Source organism: Microbacterium sp. NPDC060132 (assembly GCF_042729675.1).
In the GTDB taxonomy this organism is placed as follows: Bacteria; Actinomycetota; Actinomycetes; order Actinomycetales; family Microbacteriaceae; genus Microbacterium; species Microbacterium sufflavum.
In genome coordinates, this window is sequence record NZ_JBHWXU010000001.1 from 2,114,576 (window position 1) to 2,139,451 (window position 24,876).

General features: G+C 71.8%; 21 protein-coding genes and 1 riboswitch. Of the genes, 6 read left to right on the forward strand and 15 right to left on the reverse strand.

Translation table 11 applies throughout. From position 1 onward, the window contains the following. Position 1: 1 nt before the first annotated feature. The 6 genes from ACFWCH_RS10330 to ACFWCH_RS10355 all read right to left on the reverse strand — a co-directional run bounded on the left by ACFWCH_RS10330 (position 2) and on the right by ACFWCH_RS10355 (position 7,392). A complete protein-coding gene (locus ACFWCH_RS10330; protein ID WP_136030988.1) occupies positions 2–409 on the reverse strand; it encodes an NUDIX domain-containing protein in 408 nt (135 codons plus the stop codon). After that, positions 402–1,766 (reverse strand): FAD-binding oxidoreductase, encoded by a 1,365-nt coding sequence (locus ACFWCH_RS10335; RefSeq protein ID WP_378803485.1) that lies wholly within the window; start codon positions 1,764–1,766, stop codon positions 402–404. Before ACFWCH_RS10335 ends, ACFWCH_RS10330 begins: the two co-directional genes overlap by 8 nt. A gap of 24 nt (positions 1,767–1,790) precedes the next feature. Beyond that, complete coding sequence (locus ACFWCH_RS10340; protein ID WP_136030984.1) at positions 1,791–2,162, reverse strand: YrdB family protein; 372 nt, start codon at positions 2,160–2,162, stop codon at positions 1,791–1,793. 9 nt (positions 2,163–2,171) lie between these two features. Continuing rightward, positions 2,172–4,223, reverse strand: a complete 2,052-nt coding sequence (locus tag ACFWCH_RS10345) for a sigma-70 family RNA polymerase sigma factor (RefSeq protein ID WP_378803486.1) — start codon at positions 4,221–4,223, stop codon at positions 2,172–2,174. Positions 4,224–4,711: 488 nt separating this feature from the next. Continuing rightward, on the reverse strand, positions 4,712–5,884 hold the full coding sequence (locus tag ACFWCH_RS10350; protein WP_378803487.1) for an N-acetylglucosamine-6-phosphate deacetylase: 1,173 nt from the start codon (positions 5,882–5,884) through the stop codon (positions 4,712–4,714). Then, positions 5,881–7,392 carry a beta-N-acetylhexosaminidase gene (locus ACFWCH_RS10355; protein ID WP_378803488.1) on the reverse strand — a complete coding sequence of 504 codons (1,512 nt, stop codon included), beginning with the start codon at positions 7,390–7,392 and terminating at the stop codon, positions 5,881–5,883. The genes ACFWCH_RS10350 and ACFWCH_RS10355 overlap by 4 nt, the downstream gene beginning before the upstream one ends. 116 nt (positions 7,393–7,508) lie before the next feature. Continuing rightward, positions 7,509–7,593, forward strand: a riboswitch (ZMP/ZTP riboswitch). Positions 7,594–7,628: 35 nt separating this feature from the next. Between ACFWCH_RS10355 and glyA the strand changes: the two genes are divergently transcribed. Together glyA and ACFWCH_RS10365 are read left to right on the forward strand one after the other, a co-directional pair. Beyond that, a complete protein-coding gene (gene glyA / locus ACFWCH_RS10360) occupies positions 7,629–8,903 on the forward strand; it encodes a serine hydroxymethyltransferase (protein WP_136033951.1) in 1,275 nt (424 codons plus the stop codon). A 117-nt stretch (positions 8,904–9,020) separates the two neighbouring features. Then, positions 9,021–9,899, forward strand: a complete 879-nt coding sequence (locus ACFWCH_RS10365; protein WP_136033953.1) for a bifunctional methylenetetrahydrofolate dehydrogenase/methenyltetrahydrofolate cyclohydrolase — start codon at positions 9,021–9,023, stop codon at positions 9,897–9,899. A 122-nt stretch (positions 9,900–10,021) separates the two neighbouring features. Here ACFWCH_RS10365 and ACFWCH_RS10370 read toward each other — a convergent pair whose 3' ends face one another. The 8 genes from ACFWCH_RS10370 to ACFWCH_RS10405 are packed head-to-tail and all read right to left on the reverse strand — an operon-like array spanning position 10,022 to position 18,527. Next, positions 10,022–10,741 (reverse strand): DUF6882 domain-containing protein, encoded by a 720-nt coding sequence (locus ACFWCH_RS10370; RefSeq protein WP_136044387.1) that lies wholly within the window; start codon positions 10,739–10,741, stop codon positions 10,022–10,024. Between the two features lie 22 nt (positions 10,742–10,763). Continuing rightward, a complete protein-coding gene (locus tag ACFWCH_RS10375) occupies positions 10,764–12,014 on the reverse strand; it encodes an MFS transporter (protein WP_378803489.1) in 1,251 nt (416 codons plus the stop codon). Positions 12,015–12,073: 59 nt separating this feature from the next. Next, on the reverse strand, positions 12,074–12,874 hold the full coding sequence (locus ACFWCH_RS10380; protein ID WP_136033959.1) for an HpcH/HpaI aldolase/citrate lyase family protein: 801 nt from the start codon (positions 12,872–12,874) through the stop codon (positions 12,074–12,076). Further along, the gene (locus ACFWCH_RS10385; protein WP_136033960.1) at positions 12,859–13,644 is read right to left on the reverse strand and encodes a fumarylacetoacetate hydrolase family protein; all 786 of its coding nucleotides are present in this window, start codon (positions 13,642–13,644) and stop codon (positions 12,859–12,861) included. The genes ACFWCH_RS10380 and ACFWCH_RS10385 overlap by 16 nt, the downstream gene beginning before the upstream one ends. A 9-nt stretch (positions 13,645–13,653) precedes the next feature. Continuing rightward, positions 13,654–14,820 carry a 3,4-dihydroxyphenylacetate 2,3-dioxygenase gene (hpaD, locus tag ACFWCH_RS10390; protein WP_136036961.1) on the reverse strand — a complete coding sequence of 389 codons (1,167 nt, stop codon included), beginning with the start codon at positions 14,818–14,820 and terminating at the stop codon, positions 13,654–13,656. A gap of 28 nt (positions 14,821–14,848) precedes the next feature. Continuing rightward, positions 14,849–16,348, reverse strand: coding sequence for a 5-carboxymethyl-2-hydroxymuconate semialdehyde dehydrogenase (hpaE, locus tag ACFWCH_RS10395; protein WP_136033965.1), 1,500 nt, complete (start codon positions 16,346–16,348; stop codon positions 14,849–14,851). Next, positions 16,345–17,031 carry a GntR family transcriptional regulator gene (locus ACFWCH_RS10400; RefSeq protein WP_136033966.1) on the reverse strand — a complete coding sequence of 229 codons (687 nt, stop codon included), beginning with the start codon at positions 17,029–17,031 and terminating at the stop codon, positions 16,345–16,347. Before ACFWCH_RS10400 ends, hpaE begins: the two co-directional genes overlap by 4 nt. Continuing rightward, complete coding sequence (locus tag ACFWCH_RS10405; protein ID WP_378803490.1) at positions 17,028–18,527, reverse strand: fumarylacetoacetate hydrolase family protein; 1,500 nt, start codon at positions 18,525–18,527, stop codon at positions 17,028–17,030. The genes ACFWCH_RS10400 and ACFWCH_RS10405 overlap by 4 nt, the downstream gene beginning before the upstream one ends. Positions 18,528–18,652: 125 nt before the next feature. Here ACFWCH_RS10405 and ACFWCH_RS10410 point away from each other — a divergent pair, with 125 nt between their 5' ends. Then, positions 18,653–20,032: an MFS transporter gene (locus ACFWCH_RS10410; RefSeq protein WP_136036963.1), complete on the forward strand. Its 1,380-nt coding sequence runs from the start codon at positions 18,653–18,655 to the stop codon at positions 20,030–20,032. A gap of 245 nt (positions 20,033–20,277) precedes the next feature. On the opposite strand, the gene ACFWCH_RS10415 is transcribed toward ACFWCH_RS10410, so the two are convergent. Next, on the reverse strand, positions 20,278–20,988 hold the full coding sequence (locus ACFWCH_RS10415) for an IclR family transcriptional regulator (RefSeq protein WP_378803491.1): 711 nt from the start codon (positions 20,986–20,988) through the stop codon (positions 20,278–20,280). A 151-nt stretch (positions 20,989–21,139) separates the two neighbouring features. Between ACFWCH_RS10415 and ACFWCH_RS10420 the strand changes: the two genes are divergently transcribed. The 3 genes from ACFWCH_RS10420 to ACFWCH_RS10430 all read left to right on the forward strand — a co-directional run bounded on the left by ACFWCH_RS10420 (position 21,140) and on the right by ACFWCH_RS10430 (position 24,850). Then, on the forward strand, positions 21,140–23,011 hold the full coding sequence (locus ACFWCH_RS10420) for an FAD-dependent monooxygenase (protein ID WP_378803492.1): 1,872 nt from the start codon (positions 21,140–21,142) through the stop codon (positions 23,009–23,011). A gap of 82 nt (positions 23,012–23,093) precedes the next feature. Then, a complete protein-coding gene (locus ACFWCH_RS10425) occupies positions 23,094–24,092 on the forward strand; it encodes an ABC transporter ATP-binding protein (RefSeq protein WP_378803493.1) in 999 nt (332 codons plus the stop codon). Between the two features lie 2 nt (positions 24,093–24,094). Further along, complete coding sequence (locus ACFWCH_RS10430; protein WP_136028501.1) at positions 24,095–24,850, forward strand: ABC transporter permease; 756 nt, start codon at positions 24,095–24,097, stop codon at positions 24,848–24,850. Positions 24,851–24,876 lie beyond the last annotated feature (26 nt).

The following is a 24,876-nucleotide window of genomic DNA, read 5'->3' on the forward strand; positions in this document are numbered from 1 at the left end:
CTCACCGGGTCGCGGCCGGCCAGGCGAGGGGGAGCAGGTGCTCCACGCTCAGCGGCGCCAGCGGCAGCGTCTCCGCGTCTTCCGGGGTGATCCATCGCAGCTCCGCGAGCTCGGCCTGCACCCGCACCCCGGCCGGGTCGATCGCTGCGGTGAAAGCATCGGCGACGACCCGGTGACCCGGTTCGTTCGCGGCGGCGGACACGAACCGTCCGAGCGGACGTAGGTCGCTCTCGCGCAGCGCCACGCCGAGTTCCTCGTGCAGTTCGCGGATGAGCGTCTGCGCGGCGCTCTCGCCCGGCTCCGGCTTGCCTCCAGGCTGCATGAACCTGGTCGTGCCGTGCTTGCGGACCACCAGCACGCGGCCCTGGTCGTCGACGATCACCGCCGCGCTCACGTGGATGTCAGGCATCGGGGACGAACACCTTCCCTGGGTTGAGGATCCCGAGCGGATCGAAGACGGCGGCGATCTCGCGCTGCAGCCGCCACTGGTCGTCGCCGAGCTCCTCCGCAAGCCAGCGCCGCTTGAGCACCCCGATGCCGTGCTCGCCCGTGAGCGTGCCGCCCAGGCGGATCGCCGCGCGGAACAGCGCATCGGCGGCGGCCCAGACGTGTGCCGGGGTCTCGGGTCCCTCGAACACGAAGTTCGGGTGCAGATTGCCGTCCCCCGCGTGCGCGACCGTGGGGATCACGAGACCGTACTCGCGCTCGATGCGGGCGATCTCGTCGAACATCGCCGGCATGGCGCTCCGCGGCACGGAGACGTCTTCGATCAGGGTGGTGCCGAGGGAGGCCATCGCGGCGTGCATGGACCGGCGGATCGCAAGCAGCCGCTCGCCCTCCGCGCGATCGTGCGACACCTCGGTGACGCCGTCGTTGGCGCGCAGGATGGCGTCGATCGCGTCGGCCTCGGCGGCCGCCGCGGGCCCGTCGGTCTGGATGGTCAGCTGCGCCGTGCCGGGCGTCGGCGCCGGCAGGCCGAGCAGAGCGTGCACGGCCGCGAGGCTCGGGGCGTCCATGAGCTCCATGATCGCGGGCTGCACCCCGGCGGCGGTCACGGCGGCTGAGGCGGCGGCCGCGGCGCGGACACCGGGGAACAGAGCCGTCACAGTGCAGCTCTCGCCGGGGACGAGCCGCCGGAGCTTGAGCGTCGCGCCGACCACGACGCCGAGGATGCCCTCCGAACCCACGACGAGAGCCGTCAGGTCGAGGCCCGTGACGCCCTTGACGCTGCGATGCCCCAGGTGCAGAAGCCGCCCGTCGGCCAGTACGAGGTCGACGCCGAGGACGGCATCCCGCACGACGCCGTACTTCGCGCAGAGCAGTCCTCCCGCGCCCGTGGCGATGTTGCCACCGACCGTCGAGATGTCGCGGCTCGCGGGGTCGGGTGCCCACCACAGGCCGAAGGACGCGAGGTGGGCATTGAGCTCGGCGTTGAGGATGCCGGGCTCGACCACGGCCAGCAGATCGTCGGGGCGGACCTCGTGGATCGCCGTCATGCGTCGCAGCGACAGCACGATCTCACCCTCGCCCGCGTTGGCCGCCCCGGCGAGGCCCGTGCCGGCGCCGCGGACCACCACGGGCGTGCGCGTCGCCGAGGCGATGCGCAGGGTCTCCTGCACGTGCTCCACGCGCTCGGCATGCACGATCGCCAGCGGGCGCCCCGCGGCGGCATGGCCGGAGCGGTCGGAGCGCGCCCGTTCGAGCGCGTCCTCGTCGGTGTCGACGAGCGCGCCGAGCGCCTGCTGCAGCAGCGGGACGACGCTCACGACGGGATGCTCACGACGGCGAGTTCACGTCAGGGCGCGGCGACCGCTCAGAACACCGGCGACCACGGCGACGAGGGCGAAGGCGGTGCCGATCAGGGCCTGGCCCATGGACCACCACGCGATCGTCACGCCCACGTAGATGAGCAGTTCGACCAGCGCACGCAGGAACGGGTGCACGCGCAGCACGGGGCGGGGCGACAGGAACAGTGCCCACAGCAGCAGGGCCGTGACCGGCGCGCCGATGCCGATCACGATGTTCCACGGCAGGTCCCAGCTCGCGAAGCCCCACAGGGCGAGAGAGGCGATCGCCGCGATCAGGACGACGACGCGCACGAGGTCGAGCGCGGTCAGCGCCTGACGTTCGACGCCGGGGACGGGGGCGGGATCCGGAGTCATGACTCCAGTCTATTCGGCGATCGTCGAGCCCTCTGCCGCCGCAGCGACGGGCTCGGAGAGGGTCGCGACGGCCTCGACGGGAGCCGGTGCAGCCTCGGCCGGTGCAGCCTCGACCGGGGCCGGAACCGACGCGGGCTCGACGGGGGCCGGTGCGGGCTCGACGGGGGCCGGTGCGGGCTCGACGGGGGCCGGAGCGGGCTCGGCCGGAGCGGGCTCCGCGTCAGCCGGTGCCGGAGCGGACGCTGTCTCGTCGGGGACGACGGCCGCATCCGCCGCGGCCGTCGTGTCGCCGACGGGCGCGGTGTCCTCGGCGGGCTGCTCCGGGACGACGGGCGTCTCGAGCGCGAGGGACAGCAGCGTGGTGTCTGTCGAGGCCCCCGGTCCGTCCGGGAACACGTAGCGGAAGGTGACCGTGGTGGTGTCCGCGTTCCACAGCTGACGCGCGGTCGGGCGGAGATCGATGGTCCCCGTGCCGGCATCATCCAGCGTGATGCTGTCGCCGCCACCGGTGGCGCCGTCGATCAGCGCCTCCACCTGGAGACCCGGGGCTCCGGAGACGGGCACCGTGTAGTGCAGCTGGATCCCGGTGAAGGAGAGGGTCGCGGCGCTCCACCGCGGCCCCTCCGTCGGCTTCGCGGGCTCGACCGGGTCCGTGGGATCGGTCGGGTCCGTGGGGTCCGTGGGATCGGTCGGGTCCGTGGGGTCGGTCGGATCGGTCGGGTCGGTGGGGTCGGTCGGGTCCACCTGCTCGGGCGGCGCGATCGGTGCGACGGGTTGCGCCGACGGGACGACGACGGTGCCGGACTGCTCGGTCGGCTGCGGTGTCGGCGCCTCGGCGGCCGGAGGAGCGGGAGGTTCCTCCGCGGGCGCCTCGATCACGATGGGCTCGTCGAGCCCGAGCGACGTGTCGGGCGCGATGTCGGTCGTGATCGAGGAGTCGCCGTCCGCGGCGCTCGGGAGCGACGTCGCGGGACTGGCGCCGGCGAGACCGGGAACGATCGCGGCAGCGGTGACGACCCCGGCGACCACCAGTGCGGCCGACCCCGCGCCGACCAGCGCTCCCATGCCCGTGAACGCCCCTCCGGTGCTCGCGCTTCCACCGCCGGCGCTGCTGCCTCCCGCGGAGCCGGACCCACCGGACGCGCCGGAGCCGGACGCGGCGACACCCGTTGCCGCGTGCCCCGCCCCGCCATCGCCGACCAGCACGCCGCCGGCGATGCTCGACGGCATGGCCGCCATCGCGACGATCGGAGCGCTACCGCCCTGCAGGGTCGCGAGGTAGCCACCGGCACCCGCGACGCCGAGCACCAGCGGCAGCATGACGAGCGCGAGGCGCATCGAGACGTCCTTGGCCTCGGCGGCGACGATCATGCAGCGCGCGCACTCGTCGAGGTGGAGTTCGAGGCGCTTGTGGTCGCGCGTGCCGAGGTTGCCGCGGGAGTACGCGCCGAGGTGCTCGATCGTCCACTGGCAGTCCGACCCGGGGGTCGCGCTGCGCAGGTGCGCCTGGATCCACGCCTCGCGCAGACCCTCGCGCGCGCGGAACGCGAGCTGGGAGACGGCGCCCGCCTTCATGCCGAGCAGCGGTGCGACCTCCTGCGGCTTCATCTGCTCGATCTCGGTGTACCAGAGCACTTCCTGCCAGCGCGAGGGAAGGCTGCGGAATGCCTGCGCCGTCAGGCTGCGGTCGAGCGCCTCGTTGGAGGCGTTCTCGGTGCTGCTCGGGTCGGCCACCGTGTCGAGCTCGTCGATCGCGGTCTCGCGGCGCGAGCGTCCCCACGCGGCGGCGGTGTTGCGGATGCTCGTGAACAGGTAGGCGCGGAACGACCCGTTGGGCCCACCGCCCTTGGCGATCGCCTGGTAGATGCGGGTGTACGCCTCCTGCACCAGATCGTCCGGGTCGATCGACGAGGTCACCGATCGTGCGACGGCGATGCCGGACGGGTAGTGACGCTTCCAGAGTTCGCCGAACGCCGTCGTGTCGCCGGAGCGGGTGCGGAGGATCAGGTCGGCATCGCCGATGGGCTCGTCAGGTGTGGTGTTCTCTCGGTGCACAATCATCCATCTGTCCCGGGGCGCGGATCGGCCCTCAGGGGAAGAGACGCGCGAGCGCGCGTCTTATTACGCGGTACGACGATTGTCCCGCGAAAGTCCTGATAAGGCCACCCCTTCGTGCTCTGTTCGAAGGAGATCCATCGGGTTCTGTCATTCGGCATCCAGCCCCGAAAACTTTTTCCGAAGTCGCGTAATGAACTGGAGATCGCTTCGTCTCATCCCGTAGAGACAGCCATGCGAACTCCACCGGGGGGCGGAGTTCAGGCTCTGATGCGGGGGGTTCTGCATCAGGGGAAGGGTCGAGGTCCTCGGGGGAGGAGCCCTCGGCCCCGCCCGCTCGACACGGGAGGGAACGGGCCGCCGATCTGGGGAGAACGGCGGCCCACCATCCCGCTCTACGGGAGAGACAGCCGCCGATCTGGGGAGTCCGGCGGGTGTCACGACCTGTTCGATCGGAGGCCGCAGCGCTGCGCGTCGCGCGGAGTGCTGTCCTTCTAGGCGGACAGTGCGTGGCCCGTCCAGACCCGCGCGACGCGCAGCCTCGCATCGAGCAGCACGGCGTCGCCGAGCATGCCCGCGCGCAGCGCGCCGAGACGCGTGTGCCGTCCGACGGCCCTCGCCGGTGTCTCGGTGAGCGCGCGCACCGCCTCGGTCAGGGGCACCCCCGCGCGTACGGCGCGCTGCAGTGCCACATCCTGCGTGAGCGTCGACCCGGCGATCGAGCCCGTGTCGTCGGCGCGCGCCACCCCGTCGAGGACCGTCACGCGAACGGCGCCGAGGTCGTACTGCCCGTCGGCGCTGCCCGCGGCGGCCATGGCGTCGGTGATCAGCGCGACCCTGGTCGGCGCCGCGTCGAACACGAGCTTCACGACAGCGGGGTCGAGGTGGATGTCGTCCGCGATCGCCTCGAGGATCACCCGGTGATCGGCGGCCGCGGCGAGCACGGGGCCAGGGGCGCGGTGGTGGATGCCGTTCATCGCGTTGAACGCGTGGGTGAGGATCGACGCTCCCGCCTCGAACGCCGCGATCGCCATGTCGGCGTCGGCGTCGGTGTGCCCCACGGCGGCCGCCGCTCCGGAGGCGACGATCTGCCGCACGGCGTCCAGCCCACCCGGCAGCTCCGGCGCGATCGTCACCTGGCGCACGGTGCCGCGCCCCGCGTCCAGCAGCCGGGCGACGTCCCGCTCGGAGGGGTGGCGCAGCAGCGACGGCTCGTGCGCGCCGTGGTGGCCGGGGTCGAGGAACGGGCCCTCGAGGTGCGAGCCGAGCACGTCGACGTCGGTCTCGGTGAGGTCGGCGATGGTCGCGACGCTCTCCGCCAGTGCGTCCAGCGTTCCGGTCACCAGCGAGATGACGGCGCGGGTCGTGCCGTGCGCGCGGTGCAGGTCGCGCCCGGTCCGGATCGCGTCGATGCCGTCGTCGTACGCGGCACCGGCGCCGCCGTGGCCGTGGATGTCGATGAAGCCGGGGGTCAGCACGGCGTCGGGACCTGCGGCCTCCGCCGCGTCGACCACCTGGTCCGCGGACTCCCACTCCGACCCGGTGCCGCGCGAGACGACGACGCCGTTCTCGATGCGGACCCATCCGTCGTCGGTGACCTCACCGCGGTCGACGATGCGGGCGGAGTGGACGACCAGCGAGCCGGTCGCGGAGGAGTGGGTGGTCAACGTTCGCTCCAGGGGATGTCAGCGGCGGGGTGGAAATCGACCCCCTCAGCCTTCCACAGCGGCGCGAGTCGTCCGACCCGCGCCCGGAACGACTCCCAGCTCCGACCGGCACCCTCGCGCGGGGACCACGCGACCTCGGCCTGGGCCGCCGCGCGGGGGAACACCAGCTGCTCGACCTCGTCGAGCGTGCGGGTGGTCTCCGACCACAGGGGCGCCTCCACGCCGAGGATCGCGGACTCCGGCACGTCGAGCACCGCGGTCGGCTCCCACTCGTAGGCGGAGCGGACGTCGATGATCGCCGCCCACGTGAGCCCCAGCGGGAAGTCCTCGGTGTACTTCATGTCGAGGTAGGTCACGTTCGCGGCGGACATGATCAGCGCGCCACCGCGCTCGACGAAGTGCGCGGCCTCCGCCGCGTGCGTGCCCTCCGGCGTGGTCTTGCCCCAGTACTGTCCGACGGTCCCCTCGGCGATGTTCGCGGCGGAGCCCATCTCGTGCCAGGCGACGGGGGTCTTGCCCTCCGCGACCACGATCGCCGTCGCGCGCTCGGCGAACAGGTCGAAGTCGGCCTGCGGGGTGCCGAGCGACTCGTCGCCGCCGATGTGGATGTACGGACCGGGCGTCATCTCGGCGAGCTCCCGGACGACGTCGCGCACGAAGTCGTAGGTGCGCTCCTCGTGGATGCGCACGCTGGAGTGGCCGACGCCCCATCCGAGATACGTCTCGCCGGCGACCGGGAGCGGCTGCCCGAGCCGCTCGGAGTCGGCGACGAGGGCGTCGTTCAGCACCGGCTCCTCGACGAGCTCCGGATAGGCGACGCCGATCGCGTGCGTGTGTCCCGGCAGGTCGATCTCGGGGATCACGATCATGTGCCGCGTCGCGGCGTAGGCGACGATCTCGCGGTAGTCGTCCTTCGTGTAGAAGCCGCCGGGGTGACCGTCGACCGAGGTCGTGGCCGCACGCTCGGTCAGCAGCGGCCAGGCGTCGATGTGCACCCGCCAGCCCTGGTCGTCGCTCAGGTGCAGGTGGAGGTGGTTGTACTTCAGGGCGCTCGTGCTGTCGATGAAGCGCTTCACGTCGTCGACGCCGAAGAAGTGGCGCGCCACGTCGAGCATCACGCCCCTGCGCGCGAACCGTGGGGCGTCGGCGATCTCCACGTGCGGCAGCGCCCAGCCTCCGGCGTCCTCGCGCAGCAGCTGCAGCAGCGTCTGGACGCCGTAGAACAGCCCGGCCTCGTCGGCGCCGGTGACCACCGCGCGGTCGTCGATCCGCAGCGTGTACCCCTCGGCAGCCGCGACACCGCTGTCGAGGCGCAGCTCGATGTCGGCCGGCCCTTCGGCGGCCGTTTCCAGCCGCAGGCCGGTGCGGCGCTCGACCGCGGCGGCGAGCTGCGCGGCGGCGGGGGAGGAGCCCTGGATGCGGGACGTGGAGGTTATCGCGAGGCGGCCGTCGCCGACGGTGGCGGAGGCGGGGGCGGGCACGAGGGGGAGCTCGAGAGGAAGGACCATGAACAAAACCTATCGGCCGCGGACGCCCGGGGGAACAGCGGAATCGAAACGATTCTGCGTGGCCGGTCGGGCACCCGCCGGCAGCGCGCTGTCCCGCTCCGCTGATCCGCTATGCTCGTAATCGTCGCGACTGGCGTCTGGGTGGACTACCACCGGGGAGCGACTGACCACGGAATTCGACCGCGCGCCTGGGCCGATGCGAACACCCCTCGAATCCGTCGTCAAAGGAGCACGTCATGACCGACCGTTACTTCAACGCCCCGCTCGCCGAGGTCGACCCGGAGATCGCCCAGGTCCTCGACCGCGAGCTGAAGCGTCAGCAGACCTTCCTCGAGATGATCGCCTCGGAGAACTTCGTCCCCGTCTCGGTGCTGCAGTCGCAGGGCTCCGTGCTGACCAACAAGTACGCCGAGGGCTACCCGGGCCGCCGCTACTACGGCGGGTGCGAAGAGGTCGACGTCGCCGAATCGCTGGCGATCGAGCGGGCCAAGAGCCTCTTCGGTGCCGAGTTCGCCAACGTCCAGCCGCACTCCGGCGCGTCCGCCAACGCGGCCGTGCTGCACGCGATCGCCCGCCCCGGCGACACGCTCCTGGGCCTCTCGCTCGACCAGGGCGGGCACCTCACGCACGGCATGAAGATCAACTTCTCCGGCCGCCTGTACGACATCGTCGCCTACGGCGTGAACCCCGAGACCTCGACCATCGACATGGACGAGGTGCGTCGCCTCGCGCTCGAGCACAAGCCGAAGGTGATCATCGCCGGCTGGTCGGCGTACCCGCGCACGATGGACTTCGCGGCCTTCCGCGCGATCGCCGACGAGGTCGGTGCGGTGCTGTGGGTCGACATGGCGCACTTCGCCGGCCTCGTCGCCGCGGGTCTGCACCCCAACCCGGTCCCGCACGCGCACGTCGTCTCCTCGACCGTGCACAAGACGATCGGCGGCCCCCGCTCCGGCTTCATCCTGACGAACGACGCCGACATCGCCAAGAAGATCAACAGCGCGGTGTTCCCGGGCCAGCAGGGCGGTCCGCTCATGCACGTGATCGCCGCCAAGGCCACCGCGTTCAAGCTCGCCGGCACCCCCGAGTTCAAGGAGCGGCAGGAGCGTGTGCTCCGCGGCGCCGCCCTCATCGCCGAGCGCCTGTCGCAGCAGGACGTGCAGGACGCGGGCATCGCCGTGCGCTCCGGCGGCACCGACGTGCACCTCGTGCTGGTCGACCTGCGCGACGCGGAGATCGACGGCAAGCAGGCGGAAGACCTCCTGCACGACATCCACATCACCGTGAACCGCAACGCCGTGCCGAACGACCCGCGTCCGCCGATGGTGACCTCGGGCCTGCGCATCGGCACCCCGGCGCTCGCGACGCGCGGCTTCGGCGACGCGGAGTTCACCGAGGTGGCCGACATCATCGCGCTCGCGCTGCTGCCCGGCGCCGACGTGGAGGCCCTGCGCGCCCGCGTGGACGCGCTCGCCGCCGCCTTCCCGCTCTACCCCGACCTGCAGCAGTAGTCCCTCGCGCCGAGCGCACCGGATCCTGCCGAGTGCACGGCCTGCTCACGCGAGCGGGGCGTGCACTCGACGGGAAGCCCTGCACCCGGCGGGAGGGGAGAGAAGAAGAGGAATCACATGACCGCGAAGATCCTGGACGGCAAGGCCGCCGCGGCCGAGATCCGGGCCGAGCTGACCGAGCGGGTCGCCGCACTGAAGGAGCGCGGGATCACGCCGGGCATCGCGACCGTGCTCGTCGGTGCCGACCCGGCCTCGCAGCTGTACGTCGGCATGAAGCACCGGCAGTCCGAGGCGATCGGCATGAACTCGATCCAGCGCGAGCTGCCCGCCGACGCGACCCAGGAGGACGTCGAGGCGCTGATCGACGAGCTCAACGCCGACCCCGCCTGCCACGGCTACATCGTGCAGCTCCCGCTGCCGAAGCACCTCGACACCGACGCCATCCTGGAGCGGATCGACCCGGCGAAGGACGCCGACGGCCTGCACCCGACCAACCTCGGCCGGCTCGTGCTCAACGTCAACGCGCCCATCCACACGCCGCTGCCGTGCACGCCGCGCGGGGTGATCGAGCTGCTGCTGCGCAACGACTACGACCTGAAGGGGAAGCACGTGGTGGTGGTCGGCCGCGGCGTCACGATCGGCCGCTCGATCGGGCTGCTGCTGACCCGCCGCGACCTCAACGCCACCGTCACGCTCACCCACACCGGCACGGTCGACATGCCGCGCTACCTGCGGGAGGCCGACGTGATCGTGGCCGCCGCGGGCGTGAAGCACCTCATCCGCGCCGAGGACGTGAAGCCGGGCGCCGCCGTGCTCGACGTGGGCGTGACCCGCGAGACCGACCCGGAGACGGGCAAGAGCCTGGTGTTCGGCGATGTCGCGCCCGATGTGGCGGAGGTCGCCGGCTATCTGTCGCCCAACCCCGGCGGCGTCGGACCGATGACGGTGGCGCTGCTCATGACCAACGTGGTCGAAGCCGCCGAGCGCGCGGTCTGACACCGGCGGCCCGTCACCGCGGGATCGAGAAGGCGCCCCACCCGGCCGGGAGGGGCGCCTTCTCCATTCCGCAGCGCGAGGAGACGGTGCGAGGAGACGGTGCAGGCGGGAGGAGACGGGGCTCAGCGACCGTGCAGCGAGCTCTCGACGCCGCTGATGCGCGCCTGCTCGTCGAAACGGAACGTCGCGGTGCCGCTCGTGTCGACCACGGTCGCACCGGAGAACGCCTCGTCGGTCCACGTGAGCGTCCAGCCGGCCAGACGGGCGAGGTCCCACACCGACGTCCGGGCGTCGGGCAGCGCCGCACCGGAGAGCACGCGGGGGAGCGCGACCACGGCGTCGGCCACCGTGAGCGGCGCCAGCGGTGCGTCGAGGAGGAACACCGCGCGCGTGCCGCCGTCGACCGGCGCGGAGTAGTACGGGGAGCGCCCGGTCAGCTCGACCGCGACCCCGCCGATCGTGTGCGCCGCCTGCGCGATCCAGTCCGCGTCGCCCGAGGCCTCGGCCGGGAACGGCACCTCGGGGGAGGTCAGCTCGGCGACCCCGTGCTCGGTGCCGTACGCGCGCAGCTGGGCCGCGACACCCTGGGGGTCGCCCTGCGGGTGCGCCCACGCCCACAGCAGCGAGCGCGGCCCCGGGGCGATCGTCGCGATCAGGTGGGCGCGGGTCACCAGCTGCCGCGTGGGATCCGCGTTCGCCGTGAACGTGAGCGTGCCCGCAGTCAGGTCGGCATCCCAGCGGTGCTCGCCGAGCGCATCGGCAGCCGCGGAGAGGGCGTCCTGGCGGAGCGCGGTGAACAGGGCGGCACGGTCGGCGAGCGGCTGGAGGGCGGCGAAGGTCATGCCCCCAGTCTCCCCGTGATTGCTATGAATCCGCCACCTCGGCGCGGGCCGGAGCGACCGCCGCCGCCGGTCGTCCCATCCGCCAGACGCTGGGGACCGCGAGCGTCGTCAGGGCGATCGCGCCGTATACCGCGCCGGACGCGATCAGCACGGTGGCCGGATCGGCCTGGGTGATCAGCCAGCCGTACACGAGCGTGCCGATCGGCATCACCACGAAGCTGCCTAGCATGTCGTAGCTGGCGACGCGCGAGAGCTTCTCGCCGGGCACGTTCTCCATCATCGCGAGGTTCCAGCCCGTCGCGAACACCTCGGCTCCGGCCCCCGCGAGGAACGCGGCCATCGCCAGCAGCACCACCCCGGGGTGCACGCCGAGCACGGTGAGCGGGATCGCGAACGTGGCCATCCCGATCATCCCGTAGCGCAGCGGACGCCGCAGCGGCACCCACATCAGCAGCAGCGTCATCAGCAGCACGCCGACGCCCTCCGCGCTGAGCACCCACCCCCAGCCGGTGATGCCGAGCCGGTCGTCGTTCTTCGCGATGTAGGGCCCCACCACCCCCCACGCCCCGACGTGGATCGCGTTCATGATCATGAAGGCCAGCACGATGGTCCACAGCCAGCTGCGGCTCCAGAACTCGTGCCACCCGATCCGCAGGTCGTGGAACATCGTGGTGCCGCCCTCCGCGGCGGGCGGAGGCAGCTTCACGAGCGCGAGGACCGGGATCGCGACCAGCCAGCCCGCAGCCTGCACCACCATGGCCCACGCGGGGCCGGCGGCCGCGACCACGACACCCGCGATGACCGGTCCGCCGATCGTGACGGCCGACCGCACGAACGACAGCATCGCGTTCGCCTGCTGCAGGTGCTCCGGGGTGGTCAGCTGCGGGATGATGCCCTGCATCGCCGGGAGCACGAACGCGGTGGAGGCGCCGTTGACCACCGACAGGATCGCCAGCAGGGGGACCGTCGCGGTGCCGGTGAAGAGCAGGGCGGCCATCGCGCCGATCGACAGGATGTCGACGACGTAGCAGGACTGGATGATGAGCGCGCGTGGCAGGCGGTCGGCGATGACCCCGCCGAACAGCACGAACACGATGTTGCTGACGGTGAACGCGGCCAGCACGATCGACAGCGACCGGGCGTCGTTGTCGATCTCCAGCACCGCGAAGGCCAGCGCGATCGACGACATCGAGCCGGTGATCATCGTGATCGCGCGCGCCAGGAAGAACCAGCGGAAGTTGCGGTCCTGCATCGCCGCGAGACCGCGGATCATCGGGACGCCTCGCTGCTGTGCACCGAGTCATCCTGCCACGGATCACGCGGCGCGGCGGGTCAGTAGCTGGAGCGCGGTGTGCCGTCCGTGCCGATGAAGCGCGTGGCCAGAGCCTCGGACGCCCGGGCGAGCAGCGCCACGTCGGCGCCCACCGCCACGAAGTCCGCGCCCGCCGCGAGGTAGGCGTCGGCCGCGGCGGGGTCGAACGCGTTCACGCCCACCGGCTTCCCAGCGTCGTGCACGGCCGCGAACACCCGCTCCACCGCGGCGACCACGTCGGGATGCGTCTGCTGGCCGAGCAGCCCCATCGACGCGGACAGGTCGGACGGGCCGACGAACACGGCATCGACGCCGTCGACCGCCGCGATGTCGGCCGCGGCCTCCACCCCCGCGGTCGTCTCGATCTGCACCGTGAGCGAGGTGTGCTGCGCCGACTCCTGCAGGTACCGCTCGACGCGGTTCCATCGGGCGCTGCGGGCCAGGGCGCTGCCGACGCCGCGCACCCCCTCCGGCGGGTAGCGGGTCGCGGACACGGCGGCGCGGGCCTCCTCGGCGGACGAGACCATCGGCACGATCAGATTCTGCGCGCCGAGGTCGAGGATCTGCTTCAGCGCGACCGCATCGTTGAAGGGGGCTCGCACGAGCGGGGTGACCGGGTACGCCGCGACCGCCTGGAGCTGGAGGAGCACCGACTCGAGCGTGTTGGCAGAGTGCTCCATGTCGATCAGGAGCCAGTCCAGGCCGGAGCCCGCCGCCACCTCGGCGAGCAGCGGGCTGCCGGAGCACACCCACATCCCCACGAACGGCCGGTCGGACTCCGCGAGCTGTGCGCGGAACGACGGGGCTAGACGAAGCGGCATGTGATGGTTCCCATCGGTCCGTAGTCGCACAGCACCTCGTCGCCGCGCGACACCCACATCGGGCGCGTGAACGATCCTGCCAGGATGATCTCGCCAGGCTCCAGCCGCGCGCCGTGCTGGTGGAACTTGTTCGCGAGCCACGCGACGCCGGTGGCGGGGTGCCCGAGGACGCCGGCGGCCACGCCCGTCTCCTCGATCTCGCCGTTGCGCGACAGCACACCCGGCACCCAGCGCAGATCGATCTCATCGGGGCGCTTGCGCACGGTCCCCAGCACCATCGCCCCGTAGGCGGCGTTGTCGCTGATCGTGTCGACAATCGTGCGGCCCTCCAGCTCGATGTGCGAGTTGAGCACCTCCAGCGCGGGGACCGCGTAGTCGATCGCGGCCAGGGCGTCGTCCAGCGTGCAGTCCGGACCCTCCAGGGGTTCCTTCAGCACGAAGGCGAGCTCGACCTCGATGCGCACGTTCGAGAAGTGCGCGGTCGGGATCTCGGCGCCGGACTCGTAGACGGTGTCGTCGAACATGACGCCGTAGTCGGGCTCGGTGATGCCCGTCGCCTGCTGCATAGCCTTCGAGGTCAGCCCGATCTTGCGGCCCACCAGCCGGCGCCCCGCCGCGACCTGCGAGTCGCGCCACACGCCCTGGATCGCGTAGGAGTCCTCGACGGTGGCCTCCGGGTACCGCGCGGTGATGCGCGGGATCACGCCGTGCGTGCGGTCGGCCTCGGCGAGCTCCGCCGCGATCTGCGCGATCGTCTCCTCAGACAGCATCCGTGCCCCCTAGAGCTGGTGGCCCAGCTTGTACTCGCCCTGCTTGTACTCGGGCATCGAGCCCTCGCCCTCGTCGGCACGCGTGTACGAGAAGCCGTCGGCGCCGATCGTGACCGCCATCTCGCTGGAGTCCGTGCGGGCGACGACCGGCTGCGGGTTGCCGTCGAGGTCGAGCACGAGCGACGCGTCGGTGTACCAGGACGGCACGACCGGGGTGCCCCACCAGTCGCGGCGCTGGTTGTCGTGCACGTCCCACGTGACCACGGGGTTGTCGGGGTCGCCCGTGTAGTAGTCCTGCGTGTAGATCTCGACGCGGTGGCCGTCGGGGTCGCGCAGGTAGAGGTAGAACGCGTTCGAGACGCCGTGACGGCCGGGGCCCCGCTCGATCGCGTCGGAGCGGCGGAGCGCGCCGAGCTTGTCGCAGATCGCGAGGATGTTGTGCTTCTCGTGCGTCGCGAAGGCGACGTGGTGCATGCGCGGGCCGTCACCGCCGGTCGCGGCGGTGTCGTGCACGGTGGGCTTGCGGCGCATCCACGCGGCGTACACGGTGCCCTCGTCGTCCTGGATGTCCTCCGTCACGCGGAAGCCGAGGTCCTGGTAGTGGCGCACGGCGCGCGGCACGTCCGGGGTGACCTGGTTGAAGTGGTCGAGGCGCACGAGCTCACCCGGGGTGTGCAGGTCGTACCGCCAGGACAGGCGCTCGACGTGGTCGGTGGCGAAGAAGAACTCGTACGGGAAGCCGAGCGGGTCGACCACGCGCACGGAGTCGCCGATGCCCTTCACGAACCCGTCCTCCTTGCGGCGCACGTCGCAGCCGAGCTCGGTGTAGAACTCCACGGCGCGGTCGAGGTCCTCGGCCGAACGCACCCGGTACGAGAACGCGGCCACCGCGGCGATCGGGCCCTGGCGCAGCACCAGGTTGTGGTGGATGAACTCCTCGGTGGAGCGCAGGTAGATGGCCTCGTCGTCCTCCTCGGTCACGTACAGGCCGAGGATGTCGACGTAGAACTGGCGCGAGGCGGCCAGGTCGGTCACCACGAGCTCCATGTACGCGCAGCGCAGGATGTCGGGCGGGGTGCTCTTCGGCGTCGCGACGGGGTTGTCGGACTCGATCGGAGCCTCCTGGCTCACGTAGTACCCCGAGGAGGTCAGCGTCTTCTTGGTCTTGTCGGTCATGTCAGCGTCCTTGCTCGTGCGACGGGTGTCAGTTCTTGCCGAAGGTCGGGTTGTGGGGCGTGGAGGCGAGCGTGATGTGCACGCTCTGCTGGTCGGTGTAGAAGTCGATCGAGCGGTAGCCGCCCTCGTGGCCGAGGCCCGACGCCTTCACCCCGCCGAACGGGGTGCGCAGGTCGCGCACGTTGTTGCTGTTCAGCCACACCATGCCCGCCTCGACCGACTGCGCGAACGTGTGCGCGCGCTTGAGGTCGTTGGTCCAGATGTACGCCGCGAGCCCGTACTTGGTGTTGTTCGCGAGCGCGAGCGCCTCCTCGTCGGAGTCGAACGGGGTGATGGCGACCACCGGGCCGAAGATCTCCTCCTGGAAGATGCGGGCGTCGGGGGAGACATCGGCGAACACGGTCGGCGCGACGAAGTTGCCCTCCTCGAAGCCCTCGGGGCGGCCGCCACCGGCGACCAGACGCCCCTCGGACTTGCCGATCTCGACGTAGCTCATCACCTTGTCGTAGTGCTCGGGGTGAACGAGCGCGCCGACCTCGGTCGCGGGGTCGTGCGGGTAGCCCACCTTCACGCGCTTCGCCTGGGCGGCGTAGCGCTCCACGAACTCGTCGTAGATCGACCGCTCGACGATGATGCGCGACCCGGCGGTGCAGCGCTCGCCGTTGAGGGAGAAGACGCCGAAGATGGTCGCGTCGACCGCGGCCTCCAGGTCGGCGTCGGCGAACACCACGGCGGGCGACTTGCCGCCGAGCTCCATCGACAGTCCCTTGAGGAACGGAGCGGCGTTGCCGAAGATGATCTGCCCGGTGCGGCTCTCGCCCGTGAACGAGATGAGCGGCACGTCGGGGTGCTTCACGAGGGCGTCACCCGCGTCTTCACCCAGGCCGTTGACGAGGTTGAACACGCCCTGCGGCAGCCCGGCCTCCTCGAAGATGCCCGCCCACAGCGAGGCGGACAGCGGCGTGAACTCGGCCGGCTTCAGCACGACCGTGTTGCCGGTCGCGAGCGCGGGACCCAGCTTCCACGACTCGAGCATGAACGGCGTGTTCCACGGGGTGATGAGCCCGGCGACGCCGATCGGCTTGCGGTTGACGTAGTTCATCTGCTTGCCGGGCACCTTGAACGCGTCGTCGGCCTGCGCCACGATCAGGTCGGCGAAGAAGCGGAAGTTCTCGGCGGCGCGGCGGGCCTGACCCAGCGCCTGCGTGATCGGCAGACCCGAGTCGTACGACTCCAGCTCGGCGAGGCGGGCGTCGCGCGACTCGACGATGTCGGCGATGCGGTGCAGAACGCGCGAGCGCTCGCGGGGGAGCATGCGCGGCCAGGGCCCCTCGTCGAACGCGCGCTTGGCGGCGGCGACGGCGAGGTCGATGTCGGCCTTCTTGCCGGCGGCGGCCGTGGTGTAGGTCTGGTTCGTCACCGGGTCGAGCACGTCGAACGTGTCGCCGTCGACCGAGTCGACGAAGGAGCCGTCGATGTAGTGCTGGATGTGGTCGGGCAGGTCGGCGGGGATGCGGGAGTCGGTCATGATGCTTCTCCTTCGGCGGGGACGGAACGGGTGTGCAGCGCATCGAGGAACGCGTCCCTCGTGCGCCAGCGGTGGTTGCGGGCGGCGAGCTCGATCTCCAGCGGCTCGGCGCCGTCGCGGATCAGCTCGAGGATCTGGGCGTGCTCGTCCACGGAGTGGTGCGCACGGCCGGGCACGTAGGCGAACGTGGAGTCACGGATGCCGGACAGCCGGGCCCAGCCGCGGTGCACGAGGTCGAGCAGGTGCGGGTTGGGGCACGGCTCGAACAGCACCGAGTGGAACTGGCGGTTCAGCTCCGTGAACGCGTGCGGGTCGAAGTGGTCGAGCAGCCGGGCCATGCGGTCGTTGACCTCGGCGGCCTCGGCGAGGGCGTCGGCGTCGAGCAGGGGAGCGGACAGCGCGGTCGCCGCGCCCTCCACCAGCCCGAGCGTCTGCATCGTGTGGGCGTACTCGCCCTCGTCGACCAGGGTCACCCGGGCGCCCACGTTCCGCTCGAACGTCACGAGCCCCTCGGCCTCCAGTCGGCGGATGGCCTCGCGCACCGGCACCACGCTCATGCCCAGCTCGTCGGCGATCGGGCCGAGCACCAGGCGGTAGCCAGGGCCGTAGGTGTGTGCGGAGATGCGCGAGCGGATCCAGGCGTACGCCTGCTCCGACTTGCTCGCGCTCTCGACCGTGCTCACCGCTGGTCCTTCCCGGCCCCGGTGGCCTGCTCGTAGCGGGCGCGCCACTCGGCGTTCAGCGGGAAGAGGCCGTCGACCGGGTGGCCGGCGGCGACCTGCTCGGCGATCCAGGCGTCCTCGACCTCCTGCGCGATCGCGTCGGCGGCGACCTCGGCCGCCAGAGCCGGCGGGATCACGATCACGCCGTCGCCGTCGCCCACGATGATGTCGCCGGGCTGCACGGTCGCGCCGCCGCACGAGATGGTCACATCGACGTCCCACGGCACGTGCTTGCGGCCGAGCACCGAGGGGTGCGCGCCCTGCGAGAACACGGGGAGCCCGATCTCGGCGACCGCGTCGAAGTCGCGCACGCCGCCGTCGGTCACGACACCCGCGGCCCCGCGATTCTGCGCCCGCAGCGCGAGGATGTCGCCCAGCGTGCCGGTGGTGGCGTCGCCCCGGGCCTCGATCACGATGACCTCGCCCTCGGCGACCGCGTCGAACGCGCGCTTCTGGGCGTTGTAGCCGCCACCGTGCGAACGGAACAGGTCTTCGCGGAACGGCACGAAGCGCAGCGTCTTCGCGGTGCCGACGATCTTGGTGCCGGGGAGGTTCGCCGAGACGCCGTCGATGAAGCAGGAGTGGTGGCCGCGCTTGCGCAGCTGAGCCGACAGCCCGGCGGTCGGAGCCTCGAGCAGCTGGGCGCGCAGCTCGGGCGTGAGCGTGGGTGTGTCCTGTTCCGGCGGCAGGCCCGCCTCCTCGCGGGAGCCCCAGGCCTCGGTGCGCTGCAGGTCGTCGACGGCGGGAAGGGAGCCGAGGTCGCCGTCGAACGGCACCTCGCCCTGCGTCACCGTGGTCACCAGGCGGCCGGAGCTCGGAGCGCCGGGCGCGTCCGGCGCGTCGACCTCGACCTGGACCACGTCGCCCGGCACGATCACGGACGAGCCCGCCGGGGTGCCGGTGAGGATCACGTCGCCGGGCTCGAGGGTGAAGTGCTGCGACAGGTCGGCGACGAGCTGGGGGAGCGGGAAGATCAGTCCGGCGGTGGTGTCGTCCTGCCGGAGCTCGCCGTTGACCCAGGTGCGCACGCGGAGAGCGGCGGGATCGACCGTGCGGGCGTCGATGAGCTCGGGGCCCAGGGGCGTGTAGCCGTCGCCGCCCTTGGAGCGGACGTTGGAGCCCTTGTCGTTCGCGCGCAGGTCGTACAGGCCCAGGTCGTTCGACGCGGTGACCGCGCCGACGTGGTCCCACGCATCGGCGAGCGAGACGTGGCGCGCCGTGGTGCCGATCACGAGAGCGATCTCGCCCTCGAAGGCGAGCAGCTCGGTGCCGGCCGGGCGCTCGACCGTGCCGCCGGAGACGCCGACCGAGCTGGCGGGCTTGAAGAAGTAGGAGGGAGCGGCGGGGCGGCGGCCGCGCTGGTCGGCGCGGGACGCGTAGCTCAGGTGGATCGCGATGATCTTGCCGGGGCGGGTGATGGGTTCCGTCACGGGGGCGCCTCCTCGCGCTCGGTGCATGTCGTGTCGGACGCGTTGTGCGTCGTATCCGAAATCATATATCATCGTGTCACCCCTCGGCAAGCACATCGGATTCACGTCCGCGCACGCCGTGACAATGCGGTCACAAGCAAAGGAGACACCCCATGAGCGGGCAGTCACAGGATGGGTTCACGCCCACCGGAACCATCGCGACGGCGGCCGATCGGCGCCGCGTCGTGTTCGCCACCGTCGTCGGGACCACCGTCGAGTGGTACGACTTCTTCATCTACGCCACGGCGGTCGGGCTCGTCTTCGGACAGCTCTTCTTCGCGCCGCTCGGCGCCAACAGCGCCCTGGTCGGCTTCGCCACGGTCGGCGTCAGCTTCCTGTTCCGTCCGCTCGGCGCGTTCCTCGCCGGCCACTTCGGCGACAAGCTCGGGCGCAAGGCCGTGCTCATGTGGACGCTCATCCTCATGGGCGCCGCGACCGCGCTGATCGGTGTGCTGCCGACCTACGAGACCATCGGCGTGATGGCACCGATCCTGCTCGTGCTGCTGCGCATCGTGCAGGGCATCTCGGCCGGTGGCGAGTGGGGCGGCGCAGTGCTGATGGCCGTCGAGCACGCCCCGCGCAAGAAGCGCGGCATCTTCGGCGCCTCGCCGCAGATCGGTGTGCCGCTCGGACTGCTGCTCGCCTCCGGCGTCATGGCGCTCATGACGGCGATCGCCCCCGGCGACCAGTTCCTCGCGTGGGGCTGGCGCGTGCCGTTCCTGCTCAGCGTGGTGCTGATCCTCGTCGGCTACTACGTGCGCCGCCGCGTGGAGGAGAGCCCGGTCTTCGCCGAGCTCGCCGAGCGCAAGGAGAAGGCGAAGATGCCCATCGTGCAGCTGTTCCGCAAGCACGCGCTGCTCGTGATCATCGCGGCGCTCGTCTTCGCCGGCAACAACGCGGTCGGCTACATGACCACGGGCGGCTACATCCAGGGCTACGCCACCAACCCGGAGGGCCCGATCGGCCTCGAGCGCGGACCCGTGCTGTGGGCCGTCACCGGCTCGGCGGTCACCTGGCTGCTCACGACGCTGCTGGCGGGCTGGGTGTCCGACCGCCTCGGCCGTCGCACCACCTACCTCATCGGCTGGGTGCTGCAGCTGGTCGGCGTGTTCACGCTCTTCCCGCTCGTGAACACCGGCGAGATCGGCCTGCTGTTCGCCGGGCTCGCGATCCTCACGATCGGGCTCGGCTTCACGTACGGTCCGCAGGCCGCGCTCTACACCGAGCTGTTCCCGGCGAGCATCCGCTTCTCCGGCGTCTCGATCTCGTACGCGATCGGGGCCATCGCGGGCGGCGCGTTCGCGCCCCTGATCGCCACCGCGATCGTCGCGGAGACCGGTTCGACCGCGGGCGTCACCTGGTACCTCGTGGGCATGACCCTGCTGGGTCTGATCGCGACGCTCCTGCTGCGCGACCGCTCCGGCATCCCGCTGGGGCCGGATCACGAGGAGGAGCAGGCGGTCAGCCCGATCCGCGGTCTCGCGAAGGCCTGACGCCGAGGATCGATCCTGCGGGCGCCCCGTTGCCGGACGGCGACGGGGCGCCCGTTCGCATGGCCGGTGCGGTGCGCCCTCTCGCGCGTGCCCGGTGCCGTGCGTTCTCGCTCGCGCGCGCGGTGCCGTGCGTTCTCGCTCGCGCGCCGGTGCCGTGCGTTCTCCCTCGCGGGGCGAGGGCGCCATCGCGCGCCGGTGCGCGGCGATCGATCCGAGGATGCGGCGGGCGTGAGCCCCGGGTGGGATCAGCCGTCGAGGGCCTCGCGGATCACGGCGGCGGAGCGTTGCAGGCGGGCGGCGATGTCGGCGTCGTCGAGGTCGGTCGCCACGTGCACGACGGCGATCGCGCACGGGCGCTGCCCGCGCAGCACCAGCGGCACGGCGACGGCCTGCACGGTGGGGATGACCTCGTCGTGGCTCGTGGCGTACCCGCGCTCCGCGGCGGCCTCGACCTCGCGTCGCAGCGCGGGGGAGATGCCGTCCGGCCGCTCGGTGACCGGGAGCTGCGCCAGGATCGCCTTGCCGGGGGCGCCCACCGTCACCGGGTGCCGGGCGCCGGGGCGCTGAGCGACGCTGGCCACCGCGTGCCGCGGCTCGACGCTCGCGAGGGTGATGCAGTCGGTGCCGTCGAGCACCGCGAGGAAGCACGTCATGCAGAGCTCGTTGGCGATCGCGGTGAGCTCGGGCAGCGCCTCGGCCTGCAGGTCGTGCGCCACGCCGGCGGCGAGGGCGGCCATGCGTGCGCCGAGGCTGACGGCGCCCGCCGCGTCGCGGTTGACGAGCCCGTGGTCCTCCAGGGTGCGCAGGAGGCGGTAGGCGATCGAGCGGTGCACGTCGAGCCGCGCGGCGATCTCGTCGATCGTGAGCGCATGGCGTGCGTCGGACAGCACCTCCAGGATGCGGATCCCGCGGCTGAGCGTCTGCGAGGCGGGCGCGGCGGTCGGGCTCTCGGACATGCGGCTCCTTGCGGCGCGCGCGGCGCCGGTTTAGGCTGTGTTCAATAGTAGAACGGTGTGTTCGAATATAGAACACGCTCGTCTCGGACGCAAGACCCCGCAGCACCCGACAGCGACACCCGACAGCGACGTCCGGAAGGAATCGACGACGATGCAGTTCCACCACCACGGCTACGTGTCCGGAGACCCCCGCGTGCAGGACGCCGCGGGGATCGGCACCGACCGCCCCGCCGACCTCCCCGACGAGATCGACGTGCTCATCGTCGGGTCCGGCCCCGCCGGTATGCTCCTCGCGGCACAGATGTCGCGGTACCCCGACGTCTCCACGCGCCTCATCGAGAAGCGCGAGGGGCGACTCGTGCTCGGCCAGGCCGACGGCATCCAGCCGCGCAGCGTCGAGACCTTCCAGGCGTTCGGGTTCGCCGAGCGCATCATCGCCGAGGCCTACAACATCGGCTGGATGAACTTCTGGGGTCCCGACCCCGAGCACCGCGATCGCATCGTGCGCACCTCCCGCACCGCCGACTACGCCTACGACATCTGCGAGTTCCCGCACCTGATCGTCAACCAGGCGCGCGTGCTCGACTACTTCGCCGAGGCCGCGGCGAACGGGCCTGGCCGCATCACGCCCGACTACGGCGTGGAGTTCACGGGGCTCACCGTGCACGACGAGGGCGAGTACCCCGTCGAGGTCGGGATCCGCTACGTCGCGGGCGACCGCGCCGGCGAGGAGCGCACGATCCGCGCGAAGTACGTCGCCGGCTGCGACGGCGCCCGCAGCGGTGTGCGCCAGGCGATCGGCCGCACGCACGTCGGCGCCAGCGCCGCCCACGCCTGGGGCGTCATGGACGTGCTCGTCAACACCGACTTCCCGGACTGGCGCACCAAGTGCGCCATCAACTCGGCCGCGGGCAACATCCTCCACATCCCGCGCGAGGGCGGCTACCTCAGCCGGATGTACATCGATCTGGGAGAGGTCGCCGCCGACGACGACCACCGCGTGCGCCAGACGCCCATCGAGGAGATCATCCGCAGGGCGAACGAGATCCTGCACCCCTACACGCTCGACGTGCGCGAGGTCGCCTGGCACAGCGTCTACGAGGTCGGGCACCGCGTGACCGACGGCTTCGACGACGTGGACGAGGGCGAGTCGCGGACGCCGCACGTGTTCCTCACCGGCGACGCCTGCCACACGCACAGCGCCAAGGCCGGCCAGGGCATGAACGTCTCGATGCAGGACGGCTTCAACCTCGGCTGGAAGCTCGGCTCCGTGCTCACCGGCCGCGCGCCCGAGTCCCTGCTCGCCACGTACGGCGCCGAGCGGCGGCCGGTCGCGCAGCAGCTGATCGACTTTGACCGCGAGTGGTCGAGCCTCATGGCGCGCAAGCCCGAGGAGATCTCCGACCCGAACGACCTGGCCACGTACTACCTCGCGACGGCCGAGTTCCCCTCCGGGTTCATGACGCAGTACACGGGCTCCATGATCACGGGCACCGATGCGCATCAGGAGCTCGCGGTCGGGTATCCGCTGGGCAAGCGCTTCAAGTCCGCCGAGGTCGTGCGGGTCGGGGACGGCAACGTCGTGCACCTCGGACACCACGCGAAGGCCGACGGCCGGTGGCGCGTCTACGCCTTCGGCGACCGGACGGGCGAGGCGCTCACGGCCTGGGCCGAGGCCGCGGCACCCGTGTTCGCGCGGTTCACTCCGGCCGACGGCGACGAGGACGCGGTGTTCGACGTGAAGGCCGTGTACCCGCAGCCGTTCGAGGAGGTCGAGGTGACCTCGGCCCCCGCGCTGTTCCAGCCGAAGACGGGTCCCCTCGGGCTCACCGACTGGGAGAAGGTGTACGCCGCCGGTCCCAGCAAGTGGTGCGCGACGGACATCTTCGAGGCGCGCGAGCTGTCCCGCGACGGCGTCGTGGTCGTGGTGCGCCCCGACCAGTACGTGGCCGCGATCTTCCCGCTCGACGGGGTGGCGGAGCTCGAGGGCTTCCTGGAGGGCGCCTTCCTCCCCGCGCGCTGAGGTCCGCCGCATGACACGTGTCATGTCGAGGAGATGACACCGGGCTCCGGCGCCGCGGCCGGGCGGACGCGAGGCTGGAGGCATGAACGACACCTCTGCGGGCGCGATGGCGATGCGGGTCGCCCCTCGCCCGGCACCCGGACCCGACACCGAACCCGCGGCCGCTCGCGCGGACGCCCCGATCGTGCTGGAGCTGCGCGACGTGCGCCGACACTACGGCTCGGGCGACCGCCGCGTGCAGGCCGTCGACGGCGTTGACCTGTCGATCCGCCGCGGTGAGGTCGTCGCACTGCTCGGGCCCAACGGCGCGGGCAAGACCACGACGCTCGACATGCTGCTCGGCCTCACGGCCCCCAGCAGCGGGACGGTGCAGGTCCTCGGCATGACCCCGGAGCGGGCGACCGCGAGCGGAGCGATCGGCGCGGTGCTGCAGACCGGCGGGCTGCTGGGCGACCTCACCGTCGGCGAGACCGTGCGCCTCATCGCCTCGCTGCACGGCGGAGAGGCGCTCGCGCGGGTGGGCGACGTGATGGCCAGGGCCGACCTCACGCGCCTCGCGCGCCGCCGGGTCGCGAAGTGCTCGGGGGGAGAGCAGCAACGCGTGAAGTTCGCCCTCGCGATGGTGTCCGACCCGGACATCCTCGTGCTGGACGAGCCGACCGCGGGGATGGACGTCACCGCGCGCCGGCACTTCTGGGACGTGATGCGTGCCGACGCGGACGCCGGGCGCACGATCGTGTTCGCCACGCACTACCTGGAGGAGGCGGAGCAGTTCGCCCGCCGCACCGTCGTGATGCACCGGGGCACCGTCGTCGCCGACGCCCCCACCGCCCTGCTGCGCGCGAGCCTGGGGGAGCGCACGGTCGCCGCGACCGTCGCCCCGGGGACCGCGGAGGCGCTCCTCGCCGCGGTGGCCGCCGCCGAGGGCGTGACCGGGGTGCGCCAGGACGGGGACCGCCTCAGCCTGCGCGCGACCGACTCCGACGCGGCCGCCCGGATCCTGCTCGACGGCGGTGCGCACGACCTGGAGATCGCCGCGCCCACGCTCGAGACCGCCTTCACCGCTCTCACGGAGGACTGACCATGCTCGTCTCACCCACCATGCTGCGCATCGAAGGCGTCCGCCAGCTGCGCAACCCGTACACCCTCGCGTTCACCCTGGCGATGCCCGTCGCGATGTATCTGCTCTTCGGGGCGGGCATGGGCTACGGCACCCTGTCCGCGGGGAACGGCAACGTCTCCTTCTACGTCATGACGTCGATGGCCGCCTACGGCACGGCGGTCGCGATGAGCTCGCTCACGTCTCTCGCCGCCACCGAGGCCAAGCAGGGGTGGGGGCGCCAGCTGGCGATGACCCCGCTCACCACGGCGGGGTACGCGCTCACGAAGCTGCTGACCGCGGTGTCGTTCGCGGCTCTGGCCCTCGTGGCCGTGTTCGTCGCCGGCATGCTCACCGGCGCGGAGGTCGAGGACGGGTGGCGCTGGGCCGCGACCGCCGGCATCATCCTCGGCATCGGCCTCATGTACGGGCTGTTCGGTCTCGGTGTCGGCCTGTTCTTCAGCTCCGACTCGGCCGCCGCCCTCGCGTCCATCTCGATGACGTTCTTCGCGTTCTTCGGCAACGTGTTCATGCCGCTCGACGGCGTGATGCTCGACATCGCGCGCTTCACGCCGCTGTACGGCTTCGTCGCGCTGAGCCGCTGGCCGCTCACCGAGGGCGTGCTCACGACCGGGCAGACCGACCCGCTGTGGATGCTCTTCCTCAACGTGGCCGTGTGGCTCGCGGTGTTCGCGGTGCTGGTCGCGATGGGCATGCGGCGCTCGCGGGCTCGGCAGTGACCCGCGCCGGCCGACAGTAGGTTGGA